At 71.2% G+C, this 23,729-nt stretch carries 21 protein-coding genes; 1 reads left to right on the top strand and 20 read right to left on the bottom strand.

Annotation, left to right across the window (positions count from 1 at the left end; translation table 11 throughout):
• Nucleotides 1-3: 3 nt before the first annotated feature.
• The 20 genes from WBG99_RS33565 to WBG99_RS33470 form a co-directional block, all read right to left on the bottom strand.
• Nucleotides 4-1,425 carry a 3-deoxy-7-phosphoheptulonate synthase gene (locus tag WBG99_RS33565; RefSeq protein WP_338899966.1) on the bottom strand — a complete coding sequence of 474 codons (1,422 nt, stop codon included), beginning with the start codon at nucleotides 1,423-1,425 and terminating at the stop codon, nucleotides 4-6.
• Between the two features lie 83 nt (nucleotides 1,426-1,508).
• Entirely contained in the window at nucleotides 1,509-2,159 is a 651-nt protein-coding gene (locus tag WBG99_RS33560) for an NAD(P)H-dependent oxidoreductase (RefSeq protein ID WP_338899964.1), read from the bottom strand.
• Nucleotides 2,156-3,565 carry an aldehyde dehydrogenase family protein gene (locus WBG99_RS33555; protein ID WP_338899962.1) on the bottom strand — a complete coding sequence of 470 codons (1,410 nt, stop codon included), beginning with the start codon at nucleotides 3,563-3,565 and terminating at the stop codon, nucleotides 2,156-2,158. The genes WBG99_RS33560 and WBG99_RS33555 overlap by 4 nt, the downstream gene beginning before the upstream one ends.
• The gene (locus tag WBG99_RS33550) at nucleotides 3,565-4,659 is read right to left on the bottom strand and encodes a phenazine antibiotic biosynthesis protein (protein WP_338899961.1); all 1,095 of its coding nucleotides are present in this window, start codon (nucleotides 4,657-4,659) and stop codon (nucleotides 3,565-3,567) included. The genes WBG99_RS33555 and WBG99_RS33550 overlap by 1 nt, the downstream gene beginning before the upstream one ends.
• A 45-nt stretch (nucleotides 4,660-4,704) precedes the next feature.
• Nucleotides 4,705-6,081: a nitrate/nitrite transporter gene (locus WBG99_RS33545; RefSeq protein WP_338899959.1), complete on the bottom strand. Its 1,377-nt coding sequence runs from the start codon at nucleotides 6,079-6,081 to the stop codon at nucleotides 4,705-4,707.
• A 312-nt stretch (nucleotides 6,082-6,393) separates the two neighbouring features.
• The gene (locus WBG99_RS33540) at nucleotides 6,394-7,083 is read right to left on the bottom strand and encodes a hypothetical protein (protein WP_338899957.1); all 690 of its coding nucleotides are present in this window, start codon (nucleotides 7,081-7,083) and stop codon (nucleotides 6,394-6,396) included.
• 107 nt (nucleotides 7,084-7,190) lie between these two features.
• Complete coding sequence (locus WBG99_RS33535) at nucleotides 7,191-8,990, bottom strand: class I adenylate-forming enzyme family protein (RefSeq protein ID WP_338899956.1); 1,800 nt, start codon at nucleotides 8,988-8,990, stop codon at nucleotides 7,191-7,193.
• 106 nt (nucleotides 8,991-9,096) lie between these two features.
• On the bottom strand, nucleotides 9,097-9,891 hold the full coding sequence (locus WBG99_RS33530) for an aminotransferase class IV (protein WP_338899955.1): 795 nt from the start codon (nucleotides 9,889-9,891) through the stop codon (nucleotides 9,097-9,099).
• A gap of 774 nt (nucleotides 9,892-10,665) precedes the next feature.
• Entirely contained in the window at nucleotides 10,666-12,009 is a 1,344-nt protein-coding gene (locus WBG99_RS33525; RefSeq protein WP_338899954.1) for an MFS transporter, read from the bottom strand.
• A 239-nt stretch (nucleotides 12,010-12,248) separates the two neighbouring features.
• A complete protein-coding gene (gene dmpG / locus WBG99_RS33520; protein WP_338899953.1) occupies nucleotides 12,249-13,271 on the bottom strand; it encodes a 4-hydroxy-2-oxovalerate aldolase in 1,023 nt (340 codons plus the stop codon).
• Nucleotides 13,268-14,218 carry an acetaldehyde dehydrogenase (acetylating) gene (locus WBG99_RS33515; RefSeq protein WP_338899952.1) on the bottom strand — a complete coding sequence of 317 codons (951 nt, stop codon included), beginning with the start codon at nucleotides 14,216-14,218 and terminating at the stop codon, nucleotides 13,268-13,270. The genes dmpG and WBG99_RS33515 overlap by 4 nt, the downstream gene beginning before the upstream one ends.
• Nucleotides 14,215-15,036 (bottom strand): fumarylacetoacetate hydrolase family protein, encoded by an 822-nt coding sequence (locus WBG99_RS33510; RefSeq protein WP_338899951.1) that lies wholly within the window; start codon nucleotides 15,034-15,036, stop codon nucleotides 14,215-14,217. Before WBG99_RS33510 ends, WBG99_RS33515 begins: the two co-directional genes overlap by 4 nt.
• 5 nt (nucleotides 15,037-15,041) lie before the next feature.
• Nucleotides 15,042-15,191 (bottom strand): hypothetical protein, encoded by a 150-nt coding sequence (locus WBG99_RS33505; RefSeq protein WP_338899950.1) that lies wholly within the window; start codon nucleotides 15,189-15,191, stop codon nucleotides 15,042-15,044.
• Between the two features lie 5 nt (nucleotides 15,192-15,196).
• Nucleotides 15,197-16,135 (bottom strand): 3-carboxyethylcatechol 2,3-dioxygenase, encoded by a 939-nt coding sequence (locus WBG99_RS33500; RefSeq protein WP_338899949.1) that lies wholly within the window; start codon nucleotides 16,133-16,135, stop codon nucleotides 15,197-15,199.
• A gap of 9 nt (nucleotides 16,136-16,144) precedes the next feature.
• Nucleotides 16,145-17,146 (bottom strand): zinc-binding dehydrogenase, encoded by a 1,002-nt coding sequence (locus tag WBG99_RS33495; protein ID WP_338899948.1) that lies wholly within the window; start codon nucleotides 17,144-17,146, stop codon nucleotides 16,145-16,147.
• A 178-nt stretch (nucleotides 17,147-17,324) separates the two neighbouring features.
• Complete coding sequence (locus WBG99_RS33490; protein ID WP_338899947.1) at nucleotides 17,325-17,858, bottom strand: hypothetical protein; 534 nt, start codon at nucleotides 17,856-17,858, stop codon at nucleotides 17,325-17,327.
• 24 nt (nucleotides 17,859-17,882) lie between these two features.
• A complete protein-coding gene (locus tag WBG99_RS33485; RefSeq protein ID WP_338899946.1) occupies nucleotides 17,883-19,469 on the bottom strand; it encodes a long-chain fatty acid--CoA ligase in 1,587 nt (528 codons plus the stop codon).
• A 49-nt stretch (nucleotides 19,470-19,518) separates the two neighbouring features.
• A complete protein-coding gene (locus tag WBG99_RS33480) occupies nucleotides 19,519-20,382 on the bottom strand; it encodes an SDR family NAD(P)-dependent oxidoreductase (protein WP_338899944.1) in 864 nt (287 codons plus the stop codon).
• Nucleotides 20,379-21,245: an alpha/beta fold hydrolase gene (locus tag WBG99_RS33475; RefSeq protein WP_338899943.1), complete on the bottom strand. Its 867-nt coding sequence runs from the start codon at nucleotides 21,243-21,245 to the stop codon at nucleotides 20,379-20,381. The genes WBG99_RS33480 and WBG99_RS33475 overlap by 4 nt, the downstream gene beginning before the upstream one ends.
• A 54-nt stretch (nucleotides 21,246-21,299) precedes the next feature.
• On the bottom strand, nucleotides 21,300-21,866 hold the full coding sequence (locus tag WBG99_RS33470) for a 3-phenylpropionate/cinnamic acid dioxygenase subunit beta (protein ID WP_338899942.1): 567 nt from the start codon (nucleotides 21,864-21,866) through the stop codon (nucleotides 21,300-21,302).
• Between the two features lie 573 nt (nucleotides 21,867-22,439).
• On the opposite strand from WBG99_RS33470, the gene WBG99_RS33465 reads away from it, so the two are divergent.
• Complete coding sequence (locus WBG99_RS33465; protein WP_338899330.1) at nucleotides 22,440-23,663, top strand: IS110 family transposase; 1,224 nt, start codon at nucleotides 22,440-22,442, stop codon at nucleotides 23,661-23,663.
• The last annotated feature ends 66 nt before the right edge of the window (nucleotides 23,664-23,729 follow it).

Below are 23,729 nucleotides of genomic sequence, written 5' to 3'. Positions count from 1 at the left end.
GGGTCACACGGCGAGCTTGGCGACCATGTCCGCCATGGCCATGAGCTGCTCGTTGTTGAGCCGGGGGTCGCACAACGACTCGTAGGCGTCGCCCAGATCGGATTCGCAGGTCACCCGGGTACCGCCCACGCACTCGGTCACATCGGCGGCGGCAGCCTCCAGATGCACCCCGCCGGGCCACTCGCCGATGCCGCGCAGGACGTCGAAGAAGTCCGTGACCTCGTCCAGCATGTCCTTGAGGTGGCGGGTCTTGACGCCGGTGCCGGTCACCGTGGTGTTGCCGTGCATGGGGTCCGACATCCAGACCACGGGGTGGCCCGCCCGGCGTACGGCGGTGACGACAGCCGGGAGCCGTCCGCGCAGCTCGCGGGCGCCGAACCGGCAGATCAGGGTGAGCCGGCCCGGCCTGCGGTACGGATCGAGCCGCCCGCACAGGCGCACGATCTCGGCAGGCTCCGCGCCGGGGCCGATCTTGACGGCGACCGGATTGGCGATGCCCGCCAGGAACTCCACATGGGCGTCGCCGATGTGCCGGGTGCGGTCGCCGATCCACGGCAGGTGCGTGGACAGCAGATACCATTCACCGGTGACGGGATCCTGGCGGATCAGCGGGCTCTCGTAGTCCAGGAGCAGCGCCTCGTGGCTGGTCCACAGCCCGGTGTGGCGCCAGCCCCCGTCTTCGGTCCAGCGGGTCTGCCCGTATCCCTGGACGAGTGAGCGCAGTGAGCCGTCGGGGGCGGCTTCCTCGCGCCGGTTCCACAGCACCTCACGGGCGGCCACGGGATCCCAGGCCTGCGGGGCGAACGAACTCGCCGTCTCATGCGCGAGGGTGGCAAGTTCATGCAGGACGTTCCTCGCCGTGTAGTAGCCGGACAGCATCCGGTACGGGTCGGGCCTGCGGTCGTCCTCGTGCGGCTCCGTCCCGTTGACCGTGAGCCCCCGGAACACCGGCAGCTGTCGACCGGCCACCTCCTCGACGGCCGCGGAGCGGGGCTTGGCGAACTGCCCTGCCAGTCGGCCGACGGTGACCACGGGCAGGTCCAGGCGTGTGCTGACGCGTTCCGCCACGGCGCCCAGCACCCGGTGCTTGTCCCGGGCACCGGTGACGGCCGCCGGGCCGAGCGGCTCGGCGCAGTCGCCGGCCTGGAGCACGAACGCCTCCCGGTTCTGCACCCGGGCCAGGGCCGCGAGAACGCTGCGGACGTCGCTGGGCGTGGTGAGGGCCGGCAGCAGGGCGAGACGGTCGGTGACGGCGGCCACCTCGTCGGGATCCGGCCACTGCGGCTGCTGGCGTATCGGCAGTCCTCGCCAGGCCGGCGGGTGCCAGGACGGCGTACTGAGACCTGCCTCGAACTCCTCACTTTCCTGGGTGTCGGGGGCGTGGTCGGCCGGGCCGACCGGTTCGAGCAGAGGCGGAACGGGCATGCGGGTGCTCCTGTTGCGGATCGGGAACGGCGTGGCGTCGTGGAAGAAGCGAAACAGGGAGAGGTGCGAGGTGTACCTGCGGCTCAGAATTTCTTGCCGAGCTCCTGTGCCCGGGCATGTGCGTTGCGGCGCAGGAGATCGGCGTCCTCGGTGATCTGATGCGATCTCAACTGGATCGTGGAAATGTCGGTGACCCCTGCCCACCGCAACCAGCCGTCGAAAGCCGGCATCTGGTGGTCGTCACCGAACGCGGGCGGCAGACCCGGCTTGTAGATCGAGCTGGTGTAAATGACCACCGCTTTCTTTCCCTTGAGCAGACCGGTGTAGCCCGAGTCCCGGTCGAAGGAGAAAAGCATTCCGGCCTGGCTCACCACGTCGATGAAGTGCTTGAGGACATAGGGAATTCCGAAATTCCACATGGGGACACTGAACACATATCTGTCGTAGCTGTCGAAGTGCTCGAAGGTGCGCCGGACCGCCTCCCAGGCCCCGGCGCCCTCCCCCTCGGCCCGTCCCCCGGACGCCTCCGCCCGCTTGGCCTCGACCGCCGCCGCTCCGAAATCGGGAAGCCGATCCCGCCAGAGGTCGAGGACGTCGGTCGTCGCGCCGGGACGGGTATGGCGGTAGGCGGCGACGAGGGTCTCGGCGATGGCCCTGGACTGTGAGCGCTCGCCCATGGGCGAGGCGGCGACGTGCAGCAGACGCGTGACGTCCGTGTGTGCGTTCGAGTTCACCTGATGACCGCCTTGGAGCGCATGAGGAACTCCGCGAGATAGCCGTCGTGCGGGACGCCCGGCGCCATCCAGTGCGTGGGGTGGTCACCGACATGGACGTTGCTGATGCTCGGTTCGTCGACCAGCCGCTCGACGAGCTGTTCGTCCCGGCCGATCACGGTGAGCACCAGGGTGTTCCGCAGCGGTCCCACGCCGTCCTCCGGTGACCAGGGGGCCACCCAGACACAGGGGAAGGGGAGTTCGGTGCCGAGCTGCGGCGCGTCCGGCCGGTCCAACTGGATCACGGCGGGGCGCAGTACGGCGCTGCCGTCGCCCAGTTCGTCGACGATCCCGTCGCCGCCCAGCCGCAGGGTCGCGCCGTCCGCGTGGCCGAGCAGGTACTTCTCCAGCCTGCGCGCGTCGGCGGTTGGCTGGACGGGGAGGACCGCCTTGTCGTGCTCCGGCGGCAGGCTGGGCAGCCCGGCCAGCCGCTCGGCGATGGCCTCGGCAACCGGCGCCGGGTCGCCGGCCACGAAGACGGCGGTGGCGTTGACGCAGGCGACTCCGCCCTCGTCCCGGATCGAGGCGACCATCGTGTCGAGCGCGGACGACAGGCCCGTGTCCACGTCCGCCAGCAGGATCTTGGACCGCCCGGGGCCCTGAGTCAGTACGCTCGGATGCGCCCGGTACTTCTCCACCACCGCGTCGCCGCCGTACACGAGGGACCGGTCGGCGCCCCGGACGACGTCGTCGGCCACCTGGTGGTCGGTGGGCAGCAGCAGGAGCCGGTCGTCGCCGATCCCCGCCTCGCGCAACGCCGTCACCAGCCGGTGCGGGGTGAAGGGCTCCCGACCGGAGGGCCGTACCGCGACCCGGTACCCCAGCGCCAGCGCTTCGAGCCACAGGCTGTGCACGCCGGGGTGGTTGCCGGCGGCGTGCACAGCGAAGACGTCACCTCGCCGGGCCCAGACCGCGCCGCCGCCCCGAGTCAGCGGGTCCCGCCAGTGGTCGACCGTCGCTGTGGGGCGGGCGCATCGCACGGTGCGGTCCACCTCGGCCGCCGCGCGCTCGATCCGGGCGGTGGCGGACCTCACCACCGCGACCGGCACACCGGAGACCCGGCTCACGAGGCGCTGGTAGTCCGGGGCCGACAGGCCGCCCACCGTGCCGTTCGCGAACGCGTACCCCGCTCGGGCGATGACCTCGGCCAGTTCACCGGAGCCCGCCGGGCGGGCGGCGCGCAGCGCGGACAGGCCGCGCTGGACGAACAGCCGTGGGACCTGACTGAGTTCGGCGACCGGCCGCCCGGTGACATCGGCCACGGTCAGCCGGTTCCGCGCCCGGAAGGCACCGCGTGGGCCGAGGGCGTCGAGCTGGATCGGACAGCCCGCCGGTGCGTCCATCGGTCCGCCCGTCAGGCCGCCCATCAGTAGACCCCTTCGATGACGACCTCGTCGTCGAAGGTCTGGACGGGGCTGACATCGGCCACCGAGTCGCCGAGTTGGCCGGCCCCGGGGCGGATCCGGGTGGCGACGTCGCGTTCCAGGTTGTTGGGGAGCAGGGCGCTGCGGCTGATGTGGTTCATGACGACTTGGCCACGTGCGCCGTAGGGAACCGGCTGCCCCGTCTCGGGGTCGACGACCGAGAATGAGATGTGGGGCGCGAAGGGATCGAAGACGCACTCGTCCTCGCTGCCGGCGCGCTCGACGGCCCCGCAGAGGATCATGGTGCTGCCGTAGTTCCCGAACAGCTGGACGTCGGGGAAGACCTCGGTCCGGAACAGGTGCCGGCTGTCGGCGTCCATGTGGGCCCCGCTCCAGATGATGACCTGGACCTTCTCGTTCACCAGCTTGACGAGGTGTTCGTGCTGCGCGAGCCGCTCCAGCAGCGGGGGCGTGATGACCAGTACGCCGATGTCCTGGGTCTCCAGCAGGAACTCGCCCTGCGCCAGGAGGTGCTCGACATAGCGGCCGGCCTCGTCGCCGCGCCCCTCGGCGATGCATTTCTTCACCCAGCGCGGATCGAGGTCGATGGTGGAGGTGAAGCCGCCCCGTCGCCGCGCCTGCCGGGCCACGACCTCACCCCACAGATGGGGGCCGCTGGGGATCATGGCCAGCCAGTGGGCGCCGTGGGGGTGACCGCGTTCGTCCATCCGCCGGGTGGACCAGGTCACGTACCGGTCCATCCAGTCGGCGAGGTAGGCGACCCGCTTGGGGGCGCCGGTCGTGCCGCCGCTCTCGTAGACGCCGATCACCTCGGTCGACGAGCCGTAACCCCGGGGGACGAGGTCCCGGGCGGGCACGTCGCGCAGTTCGTTGACGATGTTGGGGAACAGTTGGAGGTCGTCGAAGGTGCGGACGTCCCGACGCGGGTCGAAGTCCAGGGTCCGCGCCCTCCGGAGCCAGTACGGCGAGCCCGTCTCGGGGCTGAAGTGCCACCGCATGGCGGCCTGGATGAACTCCTCCGGATCGGGGACCTGGTCCAGGGGAAAGGTGAGGACGGGGTCGGAGGCGACTGCCATGTTTTCTCCTTCAAACCGGGTGCGGACCGGAGCACGGACCGGGGTTCAGACCGAGAGGACGACGTCGGGACGGGAATCGTGGGCGGTCCGTGGGCGGGGGCGGCGCCGGAGGTAGACCGCCCAGGTGACCACGGCGCAGGCGGCGTAGAAGACCAGGAATCCGGTGAACGCCGGGATCCCGCTGCCCCAGCCGGCGAAGGACGCGCGGAACGCCAGGTTGATGAGGACACCTCCGAGCGCGCCGAGGGCGCCGGTGACCCCGATGAGCGCGCCCGACAGCCGTCGGGCCCGCGACAGTCGGGCCTGCGTGCTCGCGCCGCCCTCGTCGCCTCCACCGCCCTGGAGCGCCTTCGCCCGGAAGATCGCCGGGATCATCTTGTACGTCGATCCGTTGCCCGCCCCGGCCAGTGCGAGGAGCACGATGAAGTCGGCGACGAACAGACCGAGCGAGTCCGTGCGCGACGCCACGACGGCGACTCCGGTGCAGAGCATCAGCGCCACGAACACGGCGAAGGTGACCCTGGCACCGCCGATCCGGTCGGCCAGCCAGCCGCCGCCCGGCCTGGTCAGCGAGCCGAGCAGCGGCCCGAGGAACGTGAACGACGCGGCCTGGAGCGGCGTACGGTCGAACTGCGTCTGCAGCACCAGGCCGAACGCGAAGCAGTAGCCGATGAACGAACCGAACGTGCCGAGGTAGAGCAGGGACATCACCCAGCAGTGGGCGTCCCGCAGGACGTCCCCGAGGGCGTCGGTGTCGTTGCGGTTGTCGGGCAGGTCGTCCATGAAGAGCGCGGCGCACACAGCGGCGACGACGATCGCCGGGACGAAGACCCCCAGCAGCAGCCGGGGTTCGGCCGCGCCCACCGTGCCCAGCACCGCGAGGGCGGCCAACTGTGTCACGGCGACGCCCAGATTGCCGCCGCCCGCGTTCAGGCCGAGCGCCCAGCCCTTGTGGCGCTGCGGGAAGAAGGCGTTGATGTTCGCCATGGACGAGGCGAAGTTGCCGCCACCGAGACCGGCCACGGCGGACACCAGCAGCAGCGTGCCCAGCGAGGTGCCGGGGTGCAGGTACACCGCAGCCAGCAGTGTGGGTACCAGCAGCACAGCCGCGCTGAGGACGGTCCAGGTACGTCCGCCGAACCATCCCACCGCAAGCGTGTACGGAATCCGCAGTACGGCTCCGACCAGCGTCGGCGTGGAGACGAGCAGGAACTTGTCCGCCGGGGACAGCCCGTACTCCGGCCCCAGGAACAGCACCAGCACGGACCACAGGCTCCAGACGGAGAACCCGACGTGCTCGGCGAGGATCGAGAACGCCAGATTCCGCATCGCGACCCGCCGCCCCGTACGCCGCCAGAACTTCTCGTCCTCCGGATCCCAGTACCGAATTCCGCGCGAGCCGCTCTTCACCACGGCGCTCATCAACAACCTCCTGAAGCAATCGGACATGCCACGCCGCGAGAGAGAGCGGCGCACGAGAGAAGGACGGGCGGACCAGAACGACGAAACGGGCTGGGCGAGGGAGGGACTTGGGGCAGTGGAGCGAGCCGGGCGACGCATCGAGCCGGGTGGCGGAACACACCGGCGGCAGAGCAAGCGGAGCGATTTCGCACCGGCCCGGTGCGGCGCCGGCCGACGCCGCCCGTACGTGACGCCGGCCGGTCGGCGCCCCCGTGCACGACGCCCGCCGGCCGACCGCGTCGAGCCGCAGCCGTGGCGGTGTCGTGACCGCGCTCATCCTTGGGCGGGTTCCGCCGCTCTCGTCAGGATCTGGCGGTAGATCGAGGGGTCGTCGGACTTCAGGGCGACGGCACTGTCGCCGGGTGGGCCCGCCCAGTGATAGTCGACCCCGGGGTTGGGCCAGGAGCCGCCGTCCGGAGTGAAGAGGTGCGGGCTCGTGGTCGCGCCGCCGGGGGCGAAGTCGGCGACGTGGGCGAGTGTGGCGGTACGCGCGCGACCGGCGTCCAGCGCTTCGCCCAGGGCCCCGGCGTCCACCTCGGGCACCGACCCGGCGACGTCGAGCACCACATGACGCATCGTGATGCAGGCACTGTCGGCGAAGAACGCCCTGCGCAGCGCCCGGTCGAGGGCTTCGCTCGCCGCCAGACCCTGTTCCTTGGCCGCCTGCACCGCCTCCGCCGCGAGCAGCCTGCTCACCGGCCAGCGCCAGTCGGGCTCCGCCCAGGGCCGCCACCCCGCGTCGGGCTCCATCTCCGCCGCGACCGGGATCTCGGCGTCGATGATCGGCTTGGGCAGTGTGCCCCGGTTGACCACCTCCAGCAGGACGGCGCGGTGGTCGAACCGTACGGCCTCGGCCAGGTCCAGCTCGGCGCGGATGCGCCACAGCCGCTGGACGGCGACGTGCGCCCAGGGGCAGGCGAGGTCCGCGTAGACCGCCACGGTGCCCGGCAGAACGCTGATCATGTGTCAGGAGCTCCTTCTCACGTGCTGGTACCCACCCGGTCCCGCCCCCGCCCCGCGGACGTCCCGGACGGGTGTGCGCCGGGACGTCCGCGGAGGCGGCGGGACGGTCAGGCGGACTTGGCCTGTCGGCGCCGGGAGGTCGGTCCCAGGCTGCTCGGCGCGGTGCGCGCCGAACGGGTGCGGGCGATGTCGAGCCCGTGGTCGTCGTCGGAGAGGAGCACCTTCTCGTAGGTCGTGCGCACCTCGCGCTTGAGCACCTTGCCGGTCACGCCGAGCGGGATGTCGTTCTCGCCCTTGACCAGCACGACCGCGGAGACCTCGTGCATGCCGGCCTTGCGCAGCGCCCCGTTGAGCTGCGTCAGCACTTCCCGCGAGGTCAGTTCGCAGCGCTCGGCCAGCCGGACCACGGCGACCGGTTCGGACAGCTCCTCGTCGGCGGGGCTGATGGCGGCGGCCACGACACAGTCCACGGCCTGGCGGCAGGCCTTCAGGAGGATCTCTTCCGTGGGCAGGCTGTAGACGGGCCCGCGGGCGGTGTGGATGACGTCGGTGGCACGGTCGTACTGGTAGAAGCGCCCCTGCTCGTCGTAGTACCCGATGTCACCGGTGAGCCAGAAGCCGTCGTGCTTCGAACGGTGCGTCAGATCGGGGTCGTTCCAGTAGCCCAGCGTCTCGGTCGGGGTCTTGACCGCGATGAACCCGATCTCGTTCGGGCCCAGCCGTTTGCCGTGCTCGTCGTAGACGGTGGCTTCTTCGACGATGGGCTCCGGGTAGCCCACGCACCGCTTGTAGGCGTCGGTGTCCGGGCCGTGGATGTTCTGGAACACGGCCATGCCCACCTCGGTCGAGGCGAGTCCGTCGATGTACCGCGAGCCCTGCCGCCACTTGCCGCCCGCGCGATGCCTGCCCAGCCGTACCAGCTCACGGACGTGGGCCTCGTGCGAGGCGTCGGCCGTGCTGAGCCAGGTGGTCACCCGTGAGGCAGCCGACGGCTCCACGCCCAGCGCCGCCAACTCGCCGAAGGTGACGGGGAAGGCGATGACCACCGTCGGCTTCCACCAGCGCATGACCTCGGCCACCGCCGGTCCCCGCTGTTCCTCCATCACCAGGGTGGGCACCCCGGTCAGGGTGGCCATCATCATGTAACTGAGGCCGGAGCCGTGGGACGGCGGGAACACCAGCAGGTTCTTGTCGTCGACGCCGGAGGGCATCGTGAGGATGCGGGGGCGTTTGCCCGCGAAGAACTGGCGGTGACCGAGGATCGGCGCCTTGGGCATGCCCGTGGTGCCCGAGGAGTGCGCGATCAGCACCGGGTCGTGGTCACCGTGCATGTACGGATAGCCGACGGGCAGCGGGCCCATGCGGCCCGCCGAGTCCACTTCCTCCTGCGCGACCGTGAAGCCGAACCCCTCCGGGCTGTCGGCGGCCTCCAGCAGGGCCTCCAGCCGGTCGGCGTCGGCGACGACCCCACGCGGCTCCAGTCGCTTCAGATAGCGCGCCGCGGTCTGGGGCGCCATGTTCGGATTCACCGGGGCGGGAATGGCGCCGATGCTGTTCAGGGCCATGAAGTGGACGAAGTTGGCGATGCCGTCGCCGCTGTAGATGCCGACCCGGTCACCACGTCCCACTCCGGCGGCGTGGAACCAGCGCGCGTAATGCTCGGTCGCGTCCCGCAGATCCGCCAGGGAGTAGGCACGGAGGTCCTTCTCGCCACCTCCGCGCGGCAGGTGGTAAAGCAGCGGGGCGTCCAGGTCGGCCGCCCGGTCGAGGGTGTGCCAGAGGAAGGTCCCCACACCGAGGGAGCGCTCGGACACCAGCTCCAGCCGCGCGCGCAGGCCGCGGTGCGAAGGGCCCAGTTTCATTCGGCGGACGGACGTCAGATGCCGCTGCAGGGATCGGATCTTCATCTCGACTCTCCTTGACTCTGTGCTGAACTGGTGGGGGCGCGCGGTTCGTCGGTGAACTGGGAGCGGAAGCGTCGAGCCGGGGGACCCCGCGGCTCCACGGGGGTTCTCACCTCGCGGGCAGCGGCGCCAGGAGCGAGTCCAGGTGGGCCTGCCACAGGCCGCCGGCGAAGGGGGCGGGCGGCGCCGGTTCGCCGCCCGGCTCCCAGCCCGTCACGACCCGGATGCCGTGCAGGGCACTGGTGATCCACACCTCACACCGCGCGAGGCGGGCGGGGCTGACCCGCGTGTGCCGCACCGTCACCCCGAGGCGGGCGGCTCGGTCGAGCAGCAGCCTCCGGGTGACGCCGGGCAGGATCCGGCCGTCGTCCGGCGCGGTGCACAGGTCGCCGCCGTCCCACCACAGCAGGCTGCTGAAGGCTCCCTCGACCGCGTGGCCGTCCTCGTCGAGCAGGATCGCCTCGTCGGCGCCGTGCAGCCTGGCCTGCTTGCGGAGCCTGCCCTGGGCGGCGAAGTCGGGGCCCTTGTACATGGGACGGGTGCGCGGGTCTACGCAGTCCGAGACCCAGACCCGGGCGGTGTCCTGGAGTTGGGGGGCGGGGCGCAGCCGCAGCGCGAGCCTGGGCGACGGGCCGGCAAGCAGTTCGACCCGGGGGAACCAGGCTCCGGTCCGCGGCAGTTCCGCGGTGACCGCGGCGCGGAACTCCGCGATCTCGGCACGGTCGACGCCATGGGAGCCGACGGCGTTCGAGAACCGGTCCCAGTGTATTTCGTAACCCCTAATCCGGCCGTCTTGAACCAGCCAGGAATCGGCTATGACCATTCCCTGGTCATTCCCCTCGGCGGTGAAACCACCGCTGGAACTCCATACGAGAAAGGACTGGCTGCCGATTTCAGAACGCATGACGGTTGCCCTCCTCATCCGGGCGGCTAACTCCGGCTTCGAAGTTCCGCTTTCCATGAAGGTAATGAAGGCGGGAATGGAGCAACAGAGCCATGTACGGGCCGTAACGAGGGGGCCAATCCCGACGGATACGAAGACGCATGCGAAACGTAAGCATTCAGAGGGTCGGTCGTGCGTCCGCCCCCTGACGATGTGACGGGTGCGGGATGGGTTCGGCAGGATCCGTGGTCATGTCGTCCGCTCTGGAGTCTGCGTCGCGTGAGGATCTACTCACTCTGATCGGGCTGCTCCAGCGGCAGGTGGCGGCCGCAGAGGCGCGGGCTGAGGCGGCAGCGGCGCGGGCAGCGGCACTCGCGGTGGCCAACGAACGGTTGACCGCTCGGGTGGCGGAGCTGGAGCGGCGTCTTGCCGGAACTCGGGCAACTCCTCGATGCCGCCCTCCTCGGACGCCTTCGGGAGGCCGGAGAAGAAGCCGAAGCCCCAGAGCGGACGCAAGCGAGGCCGCCAGCCCGGCACCGGCGGGTCGGGTCTGGCCATGACAGAGAAGCCCGACGCCACCGAAGATCATGTCCAAGCGGCCTGTACCGGCTGCGGAAACACACTGGAGCAGGGCGACAGCGTCGGCTTCGAGCGGCGTCAGGTCCGCGACATCCCCCTGTCCACGGTAAAGATCACCGAGCACCAGGCGCACCTCTGCCGGTGCGTGCGACTCGCGCGACTGAGCGCGGTGGCCCCGTTCGGGGCCACCGCGCTCAGTCGCGCGACGGTGGCGCGTCAGGCCGCGAAGTCGCGGTCACGCGTCTCCGGCAGCGCCAGCACGCACAGCAGACTGACCAGGCACAGCCCGCCCGCGTAGACACCGAGGACGAGCGGCGACTTCCACTGGGAGTTCAGCCAGGTCGCGACCAGCGGGGCGAACCCGCCGCCGAGAGTGTTGGCCAGGATGAAGGTCGCCGAGGCTCCCGTGTAGCGCAGCCGGGCCGGGAACAGCTCCGGCAGGAAGGCCGCGATCGGCGCGAACATCAGAATGAACAGCACCAGTCCCACGGTGAACGCCCCGGTGATGACCAGCCCGTTGCCGGTCTGCAGGGAGCCGAACATGGGCAGCGCCCACACCGCGCACCCGATCGCCCCGGCTATGATCACCGGCCGTCGTCCCACCCGGTCGGCCAGCCGGGCGACCGGTATCACCGCGGCGGCCGTGACGCCGGCGGCGACGCTCGTCGCGGCCAGCATCGTGTTCTGCGCGATGCCGAGCGCCTTCGGCCCGTACGACAGGCTGTAGACGATCGTCAGGTAGTAGACGGCCGAGCCGCCGGCCGCCGCGCCGATGCCGAGCAGCAGCTGTCCCGGGTACTCCTTGACCAGGGCGCCCAGCGGGAACCGGGGAGCGGCGGGGCGGTCGGCCGGGGACTGGCTGCTGAACACCGGTGACTCGCTGACCCGGGCACGCACCCAGAACCCGACGACGATGAGCAGCGTGCTCAGCAGGAACGGCACCCGCCATGCCCCGTCGGCGAAACCGTCCCGGCCGGCGACGGCGATCGTCGGCAGGATCACGGCGCTCGACAACAGGAAACCCAGCAGCGCGCCGATCTGGGGAATGGACGCGTACACCGCCCGCCGCCCCGGCGGAGCGTGCTCGGCGGCCAGCAGCACCGCGCCGCCCCACTCGCCGCCCATGCTCACGCCTTGCAGCAGCCGGAGGGCTACCAGGAGCACCGGGGCGAGGACGCCCACGGTCTCGTACGTCGGCAGCAGGCCGACACCGACCGTGGCGATGCCCATCAGCACCAGGGAGGTCACCAGGGCACGCTTGCGGCCGAGCCGGTCGCCGATCGTCCCGAACAGGACGACGCCGATGGGGCGGGCGAGGAACGCGGCGGCGAAGGTGAGGAAGGCCGCAAGGGTCGAGACCGTGGCGCTGCCGGACGGGAAGAAGGCCGGGCCCAGGACGAGCGCGGCTGCCGTGCCGTACACGGCGAAGTCGTAGTACTCGATCGTGGTGCCGACGAGGCTGGCGACGGCAACGCGCGAGACGTTCTCCTTGGCCGCGGGCGGTGGGGCGGGCTGTGTGGCGGTACCGACTGCTGCTGCGTCGCTGCTGGTCTCGGACATGGAGCGGTTCACCTCCGACAGGCCCAGGTCATGAAGTGATCCGAGCCACAGTGGGGACTGGTGCCGTGGACTGTAGGAGGCCGGTGACCTGCTGGCGCACGCCTGTGCCGCCCTGCGGAACGGCAGTCGACCGTCTGCGATACACGCGTTCGAGCTCCTGCAATATGCATGTTCACCCTGGCATTTCACCCACCTCTCTCGGAGATGGGTGAAATGGGTGAGGCGCCGGGACGGGGACGTCAGCGGGCCCCTTCCCCGGTCGACGCCAGGTCGAGCGCGATGTCGACGATCATGTCCTCCTGTCCGCCGACGAGCCCCCGGCGGCCCACCTCCAGGAGCAGCGCGCGGGCGTCGACCCCGTAGCGGGTGGCGGCGGCCTCGGCGTGGCGCAGGAACGAGGAGTACGCGCCCGCGTAACCGAGGGTGAGCGTCTCCCGGTCGACCTGGACCGGGCGGTCCCGCAGCGGTCGTACCAGGTCGTCGGCGGCGTCCTGGAGGGCGAACAGGTCGCAGCCGTGCTTCCAGTCCTGGAGGTTCGCGACCGCGACGAACGCCTCGATCGGGCAGTTTCCGGCGCCGGCGCCCTGGCCGGCGAGGGACGCGTCGACCCGGGTGACGCCCTCTTCCACGGCGACCACACTGTTGGCGACCGAGAGGGAGAGGTTCTCGTGTGCGTGGATGCCGATCTCGGTGGCCGGGTCCAGCGCGTCGCGGTAGGCGCGGACCCGTTCGCGTACGCCGTTCATGGTGAGCCGACCGCCGGAGTCGGTGACGTACACACAGTGCGCCCCGTACGACTCCATCAGTCTTGCCTGGGCAGCGAGTTCGGCGGCGGGAGCCATGTGACTCATCATCAGGAACCCGGCGACGTCCATGCCGAGGCCACGGGCCTTGGCGATGTGCTGCGCGGAGATGTCGGCCTCGGTGCAGTGGGTGGCGACGCGCACCGAGCGGATGCCGAGGGCGTGGGCGCGTTCCAGTTCGGCGATGGTGCCGATGCCGGGGAGGAGGAGGGTGGTGAGGACGGCGTCGGTGAGGTGCTCGGCCGCCGCCTCGATCCACTCCCAGTCGGTGTGGCTGCCCGGCCCGTAGTTGAGCGAGCCGCCTGCCAGGCCGTCGCCGTGGGCGACCTCGATCGCGTCGACCCCGGCGGCGTCGAGCGCTGCGACGATCCGCCCCACGTCGTCGGGCTCGATGCGGTGCCGGATGGCGTGCATGCCGTCCCGCAGGGTGACGTCCTGGATGTACAGCTTGCGCGTCATGGGCGAGCCTCCGCGGGAACGGCGTCGCGCCGGGCAATCGACTCGGCGACCCGCAGGGCGGCGGACGTCATGATGTCGAGGTTTCCGGCGTAGGCGGGCAGGTAGTGGGCGGCGCCCTCGACTTCGAGGAACACCGACACCCGGGTGGTCACCGGCCCGGCGCCCGGCGGTACCAGTGTGTGCACCGGTTCGGCGCCGTCCACCGGGGTGAACTGCACCTCCTGCTTGAGGCGGTAGCCTGGAACGTACTGGGTGACCCGCTCGACCATGGCCGCGACCGACGCGCGTAGGGCGTCGTGATCGGCCTCCCCGATGAGGCAGAACACCGTGTCCCGCATGATGAGCGGTGGTTCCGCCGGGTTGAGGACGATGATCGCCTTACCCCGGGAGGCGCCGCCGACGGACTCGATCGCGTGGGACGTGGTCTCGGTGAACTCGTCGATGTTGGCGCGGGTGCCCGGCCCCGCCGACTTTGAGGCGATGGAGGCCACGATCTCCGCGTAGTGGACCGGCGTCACCGCGGAGATCGCCGCGACCACGGGGATGGTGGCCTGGCCGCCGCACGTCACCATGTTCACGTTCTCGGCGTCCAACTGGGTGTCCCCGTTGACCGGCGGCACGACGAACGGACCGATCGCGGCGGGGGTGAGGTCGATGAGCCGCTTGCCGTACGGCGCCAGCCGGGCGGCGTTGGCGAGGTGGGCCTTGGCCGAGGTGGCGTCGAAGACGATGTCGATGTCGTCGAAGCCGGGCAGCGCGATCAGGCCGTCGACGCCCTCGTGGGTGGTGGGCACATTCAGCCGGGCGGCGCGGGCGAGCCCGTCGGAGGCCGGATCGATGCCGACCATGGCGCCCATCTCCAGCGTGTCCGACAGGCGCAGGACCTTGATCATCAGGTCGGTGCCGATGTTGCCGGACCCGATGATGGCGACCTTAGTTGTCTTCACGCCCCCTCCTCCTTGTGCTTGTCGGACTTCTCGGAGAACGTGGCGGTGACCGTGCCCAGCGGCCCGATCTCGGCCCGGATCCGGGTGCCGGACGGCGCCGGGACCATCGGGCCCAGGGCCCCCGACAGGACGACCTGTCCGGCCCGCAGCGGCTCGCCGTACGCCTGGGCCGTACGGGCCAGCCAGGCGAGCGCGTTCAACGGGTCGCCCAGGCAGGCGGCGCCGTCGCCCTCCGAGACCAGCTCGTCCTCCGCGTACATTCGCATGATGGTCTCGCGCGGCTCGAACGCGTCGAGCGTGACCCGGTGTTCGGCCAGCACGAACAGGCCGCTGGAGGCGTTGTCCGCGATGGTGTCGGTGAGGCGGATGTCCCAGGCGGCGATACGGCTGTCGACGATCTCGAGGGCCGCGACGGCGTACTCCACGGCGCCCCGGACCCGAGCGGCGTCGAGGTCTCCGTCGACCATGTCCTCTCCCAGTACGAAGGCGATCTCAGCCTCGGCCTTCGGCTGGAGCAGCCGCTCCGAGGGGACCTCCGGCTCGGCCGAGACGTCCATGTCGGCGAACAGCACCCCGAAGTCTGGCTGGTCGACACCGAGTTGCTTCTGCACAGCCGGAGAGGTGAGCCCGATCTTTCGCCCGACGACGACCGCGCCGCCGGCCAGCCTGCGCCGCGTCAGCTCCTGCTGCACGGCATAGGCGGCAGCGATGTCCTGCTCACCCAGCAGATCGCGAACCGGGGCGACAGGACGCCCGTCGTCCATCGCACCCGCCAGCCGCGCGGCGGCTCGCGCCACCGCGTCCATGTCGGTAGCCATACCGGTCACCACCCCTTCGCCAACGCCACGGCGCAGACGCCGACGACGCCCCACGCGCCCAACGGATCCCGGACCGGAGCGACGGGACGGCCGTCGTCCACCGCCCCCGCAAAACGGGCGGCGGCCCGCGGCGCCTCGTACCTGTCCCTCGCCATACCGGTCACCGCCCCCTCGCCGTGGCTACGGCGAAACCGGCGATCCAGGCGGGGATGGCCTCGTAGAAGCGGGACGTCAGGTCGTACGGGCCGGTGGCGGCGAGGGAGGCGAAGGCGGCGATCCAGGCGCGGACCTCGTGGGCGGAGTTGCCGCCCTCCTTCGCCATGGCCTCGGCGGTCCAGGTGTCGAACTCCGCCAGCTCGCCGTTTTCGAGGCGGTCGAGGAGCCGGTTGTCCCAGGCAGGGTTGATCGGGATCATCGCGGTCGAGCCGGCGGCGTAGTCGCGGCCCGCCTGGACGACCCGCTGCTCGCCCTTGGCGCGCTGCTCGGGGGTGGGCGGGCGGCCCTCGATGAGGGCGTCGGCGACCCTGGGGGGTGCCCCGTCCAGGACCGGCACGGGCGGGTCGTGGGAGAGGCCGCCGGAGGCCAGGAACAGCACCCTCCGGTTGAGTTCGGTCGCGGCCCGCCCGATCGCAGTGCCGAGCGCCCGGACCCGAGCGACCGGGCCGAGCGGAGTGGCCACGCCGTTGACGAACACCGGCACCACGGGCACCCGGTCGATCCCGCCGAAGAGCACCTCCAGGGGCTGCGCGAAGCCGTGGTCGACGGTCATCCGGGCCGAGACGGTCAGATCGACGCCCCGGTCGAGCACGCCCCGGGCCAGCGCCTTCGCGGCGGCGGTGTCGACCGACAGCCGGCCCGCCGACGTGCCGAAGTCGCCCACCGCGTGGGCCTCGGTGGCCAGGCAGAAGGGCGGCATCTCCTTGTAGAAGAAGCCGTTGTAGTGGTCGGGCGCGTAGAGGACGACCAGCTCCGGGTCGTACGCGCGGATGAACTCCCGGGCGCCCTCGACGGCCTGGTCGACCCTGGCCAGGACCTCGGGGTCCGGGTCGTTCTTGCCGATGAGGGGCGAGTGGGACAGCCCGACGGCTGCTGCGGTCATGGCGGTTCCTTACTGCTGGGAAGTGCGGGGGCGGGCCGGGCACGGCGGGTTGACGACGAGCTTTCCGGTGAGACCGCCGTCGATCATGAGCTGGAAGCCCTTGTGGATCTCGGCGAGCGGAAGTGTCCGGTCGATGACCGGCCGGACACCGGTGGCTTCCATCAGCCGCAGCATCGCGACCAGTTCGACGCGGGTGCAGCCGGTGGAGCCGAGGACGCGCTGCTGGAGGTAGAAGATCCGCCCGAGGTCGGCAGGCGGGTTCATCCCGCTCGTCGCGCCGGCGATGACGACCGTGCCGCCGGGGCGCAGCGACTTCAGCGAGTGCGACCAGGTCGCTTCACCGACCGTCTCGATCACCACGTCCACCCGTTCGGGCAGCCGCTCGCCGGGGGCCACGGCGGCGCGGGCGCCCCAGGACACGGCCTCGGCGCGCTTGTCCGCGCTCCGACTCGTGGCGTAGACGACGGCACCCGCGGCCACCGCGAGCCCGATGGCCGCGGAGGCGACACCGCCGCCCGCGCCCTGCACGAGCACCCGATCGCCGGCGGTGATCCCGGCCTGGGTGAACAGCATGCGGTAGGCCGTGGTCCAGGCGACCGGCAGACAGGCGGCCTCGTCGAAGGAGAGCCAGTCCGGCTTCGGGACCAGATTGCGGGCGGGAACGGTCAGATACTCCGCGAACGCCCCGTCGTGCCGCTCGGACAGCAGCGCGCGGTTGGGGTCCAGCGTCTCGTCGCCCCGGCCCGCGTCCGGGTCGCCGATCACCGGATGGACGATGACCTCGTTGCCGTCCTCGTCGTAGCCGGCCGCGTCGCACCCGAGGGTGATCGGCAGCCGGTCGGGGGGATGCCCCACTCCCCTCAGCGTCCACACGTCATGCATGTTCAGCGAGGAGGCCATCACGCGGACGCGTGACCACCCCGGGCGAGGGGCGGGTTCGGGGACATCGCGCAGCACCAGCCCCGACAGCGGGTCGGCGGCGCTCTGGGAAATGGCGGTTGCAGCAAGCACGCGGCCACGGTCGCTCCGACCGGCCTACCTGCCCTAGCCCGTGTGCCGCTGAGCAGCACGGGGTTCCGCGTACCCACCAGCGATACGTACGCGAGCACGCCACAGCCGCGCCGCGGTCGGGATCGTCCCGACCCCCGGCGCGGCCGACGGCGCAAGTGAGCCCGCTCGGTCGCCCCTTTCAGTGGGGCATGTCGTCCAGGGCGGTGGACAGCTCGGCGATGTCCGGCGGTTCGACGGCGAACAGGACGACGGAGCAGTCGGGCAGGTCCGCCTCGGTGATCCTGCGGAAGCCCCCGGCCGCCAGGATTCGCTGGGCGTGGACGTCGTGTTCGTCCGGCGCGGCGATGACGCGGCGGCAGCGCGCGTCGGCGGCGAAGAGCGCGGGGGCGAGCACGCGCAACAGGCCCGAGGCGGCCTCCTCAGGCACGCGCGCCGCACGGTCGTCGCAGTCGGCACCGGTGTCGTCGCCGTCGTCGCCGAGCCATACGACGAGGTCGTGCGCGCCGAAGGGATAACAGGCCCGCAACGGGTGGTGCCGGACTCGCTGGACCCGGACGAGGAACTCCTCCGGTCCACCCCCGTCACCGTCACCGTACGAGGCCGCGTAGCCGCGCGCGGCCGACCGAGAAGCGCCGAGCGGTCCGTCGAGCGGCCGCAGGGACCAGCCACCCCCGAGGGCGGTCTCCGGTGCGGTGTGGGGAAGTGTGGCCACGACTCGTGCTCCCTGGATGGTGGGTCAGGCCGTGGGCGTGCTCGGCGCACTCCGCCGCGCCGTCACCCACCGGCGCAGCTCGATCTTGTCCAGTTTGCCGCTGGCGTTGCGGGGCAGCCGGTCGATGACCACGACGTCGGTGGGGAGCTTGTAGCGGGCCAGATACCGGTCCGCGAACGCCCGTACCTCCTCCACCGTGGGCTCCGTACCGGACGCGCAGCTCAGGACGGCCAGGACGGTCTCGCCCCACTTGGCGTCCGGTACGCCGATGACGGCGGCCTCCAGGATTCCGGGAAACTCCACGAGGACGCGCTCCACCTCGGCGGGGTACACGTTCTCGCCGCCGCTGATGATCATCTCCTTGAGGCGGTCCACGATGTAGTAGAAGCCGTCCTTGTCCCGGTAGGCGATGTCCCCGGTGTGGAACCAGCCCATGTCGTCGAAGGCGGCCCGGGTGGCGTCCGGGTTGTCCCAGTAACCGGAGGTCACGTTGGGGCCGCGTACGCAGATCTCGCCCTGGGTGTCCGGTCCGTCGATCCCGGCCCCGGTGCCCGGGTGCGTCAACCGGATCTCGGTGTACGGCATCGCGACGCCGGCCGATCCGGTCTTCTCCAGGGTCAGCCGGGCCGGCAGATAGGTGGCGAACGGGGCCGTCTCGGTCAGCCCCCAGGCCTGCTGGAGCAGCAGGCCCGCCTCGCCGTAGTCCCTGATCAGCTGTGGCGGTACGGGAGCTCCCGCGACGATCGCGGACCGCAGGGCACCGAGGTCGGCGTCCGCGAAGCCGGGCACCCGGGCGAGGGCCGCGTACATGGCGGGGACCGCGAAGAAGGTGTTTACGCGGTGGTCGACGAGGTCCTGAAGGCACTGGGCCGGATCGAAGGCCCGGCGCAGCACCACGGTGCCGCCGCGCACCAGGGTGCGCAGGGTGAGGGCGTTGAGCCCGCCGATGTGGAACAGCGGGGCGAGGGCCAGGTTCACGTCGTCGGCGCGGGTGTCCACGACGGCGTCGACGTTGACCGCGTTCCACCAGAGGTTGCCGTGGGTGAGCATGACACCTTTGGGCCGGCCGGTGGTACCGGAGGTGTACATCAGGGCCGCGAGGTCGTCGTCGTACAGCGCGACGGGTTCCCGTACGGGGCGTTGCGGGCCGCGCAGCGCGGACAGCGGCGTCCAGGCGGACGCGGGCACGTCCGTCGCGGGGCACGCGGGGTCGGTGTCGACCAGCAGACGGCAGCGGGCGGGTACGTCGGCCAGGATCGACTCCGCCAGCTCGCGGTGGCCCTCCTCGACGACGACGGTGTGGGCGCCGCAGTCGTTCAGGATGTGGCGGACCTCGTCGGCCGCGAGGCGGAAGTTGAGGGGGACGAAGACCGCGCCGAGACGGGCCGCGGCGAACAGCGCCTCCAGGAAGGTCACGCTGTTGAAGCCGAGGTAGGCGATCCGGTCCCCCCGGCGCAGCCCGTGCTCGGACAGCCCGGCGGCGAACTCCCCCACCGTGCCGCTGAGTTCCGCCGCGGAGATCTCGCGGCCCTCGTAGACGACGGCGGTTGCCGTGGGATGCAGAGCTCTGCGGTGCAGCGCAGCGGCGGGACTGATGTCGACGGCGGCCATGACGGCGGCTCCTTCAAGGGCTGTCGGGGGAGGCACTCGTGGGTGTGGGTCAGAGGCCCGCGCCGCCGGCAGGTGCGCGGAAACCGCGTACGGCGATGCCGCCGTCGGCGGGGATCACGGCACCGGTGACGGTGCCGCTGTCGGTGCGGGAGGCCAGCAGTACGTACGGTCCGGTGAAGTCCTCCGGTTCAACGCTGGAGTCGTACAACGGGATCAGCCGCGGCGGTTTCTCGCCGGAGAGGGCCTGGGCCTCCTCGTTCCTGGCGAAGGACGCGGCGAGCGTACGGTGGTGCAGGCCGAGGCTCTCGGGGCCGCGCAACTGGGTACGCATGCCGCCGACGGCGACGCCGTTGACGCGGACCCTGGGCGCCAGTTCGAAGGCGAACTGGCGCAGCAGGCCGAGGCAGGCGTGCTTGCTGGCGGTGTAGAGGGAGCCGCCGCCGTCGGTGTGGAGGGAGGCGTTCGACAGGGTCATCACGATGCTGCCGCGTGTGGCGACCAGCTCTCGCCAGGCGGCCTCCACGGCCAGCACGTACCCCTTGACGTTGATCGCGAAGATCTCGTCGAAGGCCTCGGCCAGTTCCTTGCCCGACAGCCGGGTCACACTGCGGTGGTAGTCCCAGATTCCGGCGTTCGGGACGAGGATGTCGAGCTTGCCGAACCGTTCGACGGTGGTCTCCACCGCCCGGTGCAGATCGTCCGGGCTTCGTACGTCGCCGGTGAGGGGCAGCACCCGGTCGCCCAGCTCGCCAGCGGCGCTCACCACCTCCTCCAGCTGCGCGACCGTACGGCCGAGGACCGCGACGCGCGCGCCCTCGGCGAGGTAGCGCAGGGCGACGGCGCGGCCGATGCCGGAGCCCCCGCCGGTGATCAGCGCGACCTCGTTCTCCAGCCAACCCCTGCCCATGGTCATGCCTCCTTGAGGAAGTCGGTGACCAGGCGCTCGAACTCGGCCTGCCGCTCCAGCTGTACCCAGTGGCCGCAGCCTCCGAACACATGCAGCTGGACGTCACGGATCTGCTTGAGCATGAGCTGTGCGCCGTCCAGGGTGATGGTGCGGTCGTCCCGGCCCCAGAGCAGGAGGGTGGACGCCTTGATCCGGTGGACGCGCTGCCAGAGCGGGTCCATGCCGTGCCGTTTGGCGAAGGCCGCGTTGTAGGCGTGGTAGAAGGCGATGTGGGACTCGTCGAGCGAGGCCTCGTAGCGGGCCTGGACGGTGTCCGCCCAGCGCTTGGGCTCCGCGGTCATCACGCCGATGAAGTCCCGCATCTTCTTCGGCGTCGGCCCCTCGCCGTTGTAGTAACGGAACATGGCCTTCTGCCCCTCGGTCGGAGTGGGCCCGAAGGGCAGCCAGCCGCCGCCGGGTGCCATCAGCACCAGCTTCTCGACCCGCTCCGGGACTTCGAGCGCGGTGGCGATGGCGGCGGCGCCGCCGAGGCTGTTGCCGAGCAGGTGGAAGCGGTCGATGTCGAGGGCGTCCAGGGTCTGCAGCAGCGCGTCGACGGTGATCTCGGTGATGCTGCGGGCGTCCAGGTCCGCCTTGGTGGGCCGGTAGCTGCCGCCGAAGCCCGGCTGGTCGGGCAGGACCACGCGGAAGTGGGGGGCGAGGGCGGGCAGGTTCTGGTGGTAGTTGGCGATCGCGCTCGCACCGGGGCCGCCGCCGTGCAGCATCACCAGCGCCGGTCCTTCGCCGGTCTCGCCGACCGCGACGGGCCCGAGCGTGGTCCGCACGGTGTGCTCGACGAGCTTCGGCTCTTCGGTCTGGTCTGTGGTCACGAGAGGTCTCCCGGTCGTTCGTTCGTTCGGCCGTTGGTTCATTCGGCCGTCCGGTCAGAGGAAAGTGCTGATGTTCTTGGCGAGCAGGACGTTCTGGTCGAGCAGGATCGTGCGGCGGGCGATCAGCAGCCGCCCGTCGTCCGGGTCGCGGCGCAGCAGGTCGGTACGGCCACCGGCATAGAGGTCGACCTCTCGTTCCAGGCGGTTGCGGTAGCAGAGGAAGGCCGACTCGGCGACGTACTCCCCCGGCTCCTCGGCGGCCCAGACCATGACGTTGGTGATCAGGTGCCGGGACCTGGACGGCGGGTCCTCGGCCCAGGCCATGCCCGAGTCGAAGCGGCGGATCCGCCAGGCCAGACTCGCCTTGGTCTCGTCGAAGATCGCCACCTCACCGGGCGCCCCGTCGGCCAGCGCCTGCTGCCGCCGCAGCCGGTTGGTGCGCACCGGCGCCCAGTAGTGCAGATCCTCCGCGAACAGCTCCAGCCAGTCCGCGTAGCGGTGCCGGTCGAGCAACTGCGCCTCACGGGCGTACAACCGCTGCACTTCGAAATGCAGCCGGATATCGGGATCGGACACCGTCTCCGTCCCGGCGACCGCCGGCTCCGGTGCGTGCACACTCATCGGTGGTTCCTCCTGCGGGCCTCGCTGCTTGCAGGCATTCCAGCGCGGAGTACGGGACACGGGGAGCGCGTGTGCCGTGGGGCGGCACGGCCACGGGGTGATCCGACAAACCCTGCGCAGACACCGAGGCCCAACGGCCATACCACAGCGCGTCGGCCGGGGCCCGACAGACGAGCCGCAGCACGTCGCCCGAAGCCAGTCGGCCAACCCCCGGCAGAGGCGCCGAAGCCCACCTGGCAAACTCCGGCTCGGTCGTCCGGGCCCGGCGGGCAGCCCTCGGTGAGGGGACGCCAGGAGGGTGCCCCGTTACCTTTTTCGTGGCCCCGCAATGGGGCGCCTGGCCCCCGGGCCCGGTATGGCTGTGTGCCCCCTGTCGTGCGGATGACCTGGGGGGTGTTGCCGCCGGGCTTCGGGGCACCGCTTGACCGCTGATGAGGGGCCTGACGACCGCCTGGTCCGGCGCAATGCCGGGCCGCTTCACGGGCGGCATGTCTGCGTAACGTGGTTGCCGGCGTGTGGTGCCGCAGGGACGGCCGGGAGTCTGAGGAGACGAGTGGCGAGGGGCACGCGCACATGGTCGACACGACCGCGATAGATCTCTTCCTCGGCCTGGACCTGGGCAAGGAGTTCCACCATGCCCACGGCCGGACGGGGGACGGCAGAACCGTGCACGACAAGCGGCTGCCCAACACCGAGCCGAAACTGCTGGAGCTGTTCACCAGGCTGGTGGCGAAGTTCGGCACTGTCCTGGTGATCGTGGACCAGGTCGCCAACATCGGTGCGCTGCCGCTGACGGTGGCCCGCGCGGCGGGCTGCCGGGTGGCCTACCTGCCCGGCTTGTCGATGCGGCGGGCCGCCGATCTGCACCCGGGCGAGGCCAAGACCGACGCCCGCGACGCTTACGTGATCGCTGAGACCGCCCGCACCATGCCGCACACCCTGCGGGCGGTGGACCGCGACGACGAGGTGCTGGCCGAGCTGACCATGCTCACCGGCTACGACAACGACCTGGCCGGCGAGGTCAACCGCACCACCAACCGGCTGCGCGGCCTGCTCTCCCAGATCCACCCCTCCCTCGAACGTGTCCTCGGCCCCCGCCTGGCCTACCCCTACATCCAGGCCCTCCTTCAGCGACACGGCTCCCCGGCGAGACTGAGGAAACTGGGCCGGGCCCGCTGCGAGGCCCTGCTCAAGGTGCACGGTTCGCGCAAGGCCCACCACCTGACCGCAGAGATCTTCGACGCACTCGCCGAGCAGACCCTGGTCGTTCCGGGCACCGAGGCATCCGCGCTGATCGTGCCGGGACTCGCCGCCCAGCTCGCCGCCGCCCACAGCCAGCGCCGCCAGGCCGAGCAGGAGATCGCCGCCCTGCTGGAGGCCCTCCCTCTTTTCCACCTCCTGACCTCCCTGCCCGGCCTGGGCGTCAGGACCACAGCGGCCGTGATCGTCGCGATCGGTGACGGCACCGGCTTCCCCACCGCCGGGCACCTCGCCTCCTACGCCGGGCTCGCGCCCGCCACGAAGTCCTCGGGCACCTCCATCCGCGGCGAGCACGCACCCCAACGCGGCAACCGGCTCCTCAAACGCGCCCTGTTCCAGGCCGCGTTCGCCGCGATCGGCTGCAAAGCCGACCCGTCCTCCCGGATCTACTACGACCGTCAACGCGCACGCGGCAAGACCCACACCCAGGCGATCCTCCGCCTGGCCCGCCAGCGCGTGAACGTCATCCACGCGATGATCCGCACCGGGGCCCTCTACGAAACACGCACCCCGGGCAACGTCGACCTTGCCGCCTGACGACTCCACCGCCCCTGCCCTCCAGGCCCCATCACGCCCGCGCACCGGCACGGCCACTCCCGCCCT

Source organism: Streptomyces sp. TG1A-60 (assembly GCF_037201975.1).
Lineage (GTDB): Bacteria > Actinomycetota > Actinomycetes > Streptomycetales > Streptomycetaceae > Streptomyces.
This window is presented reverse-complemented; position numbering and strand designations above follow the sequence as displayed.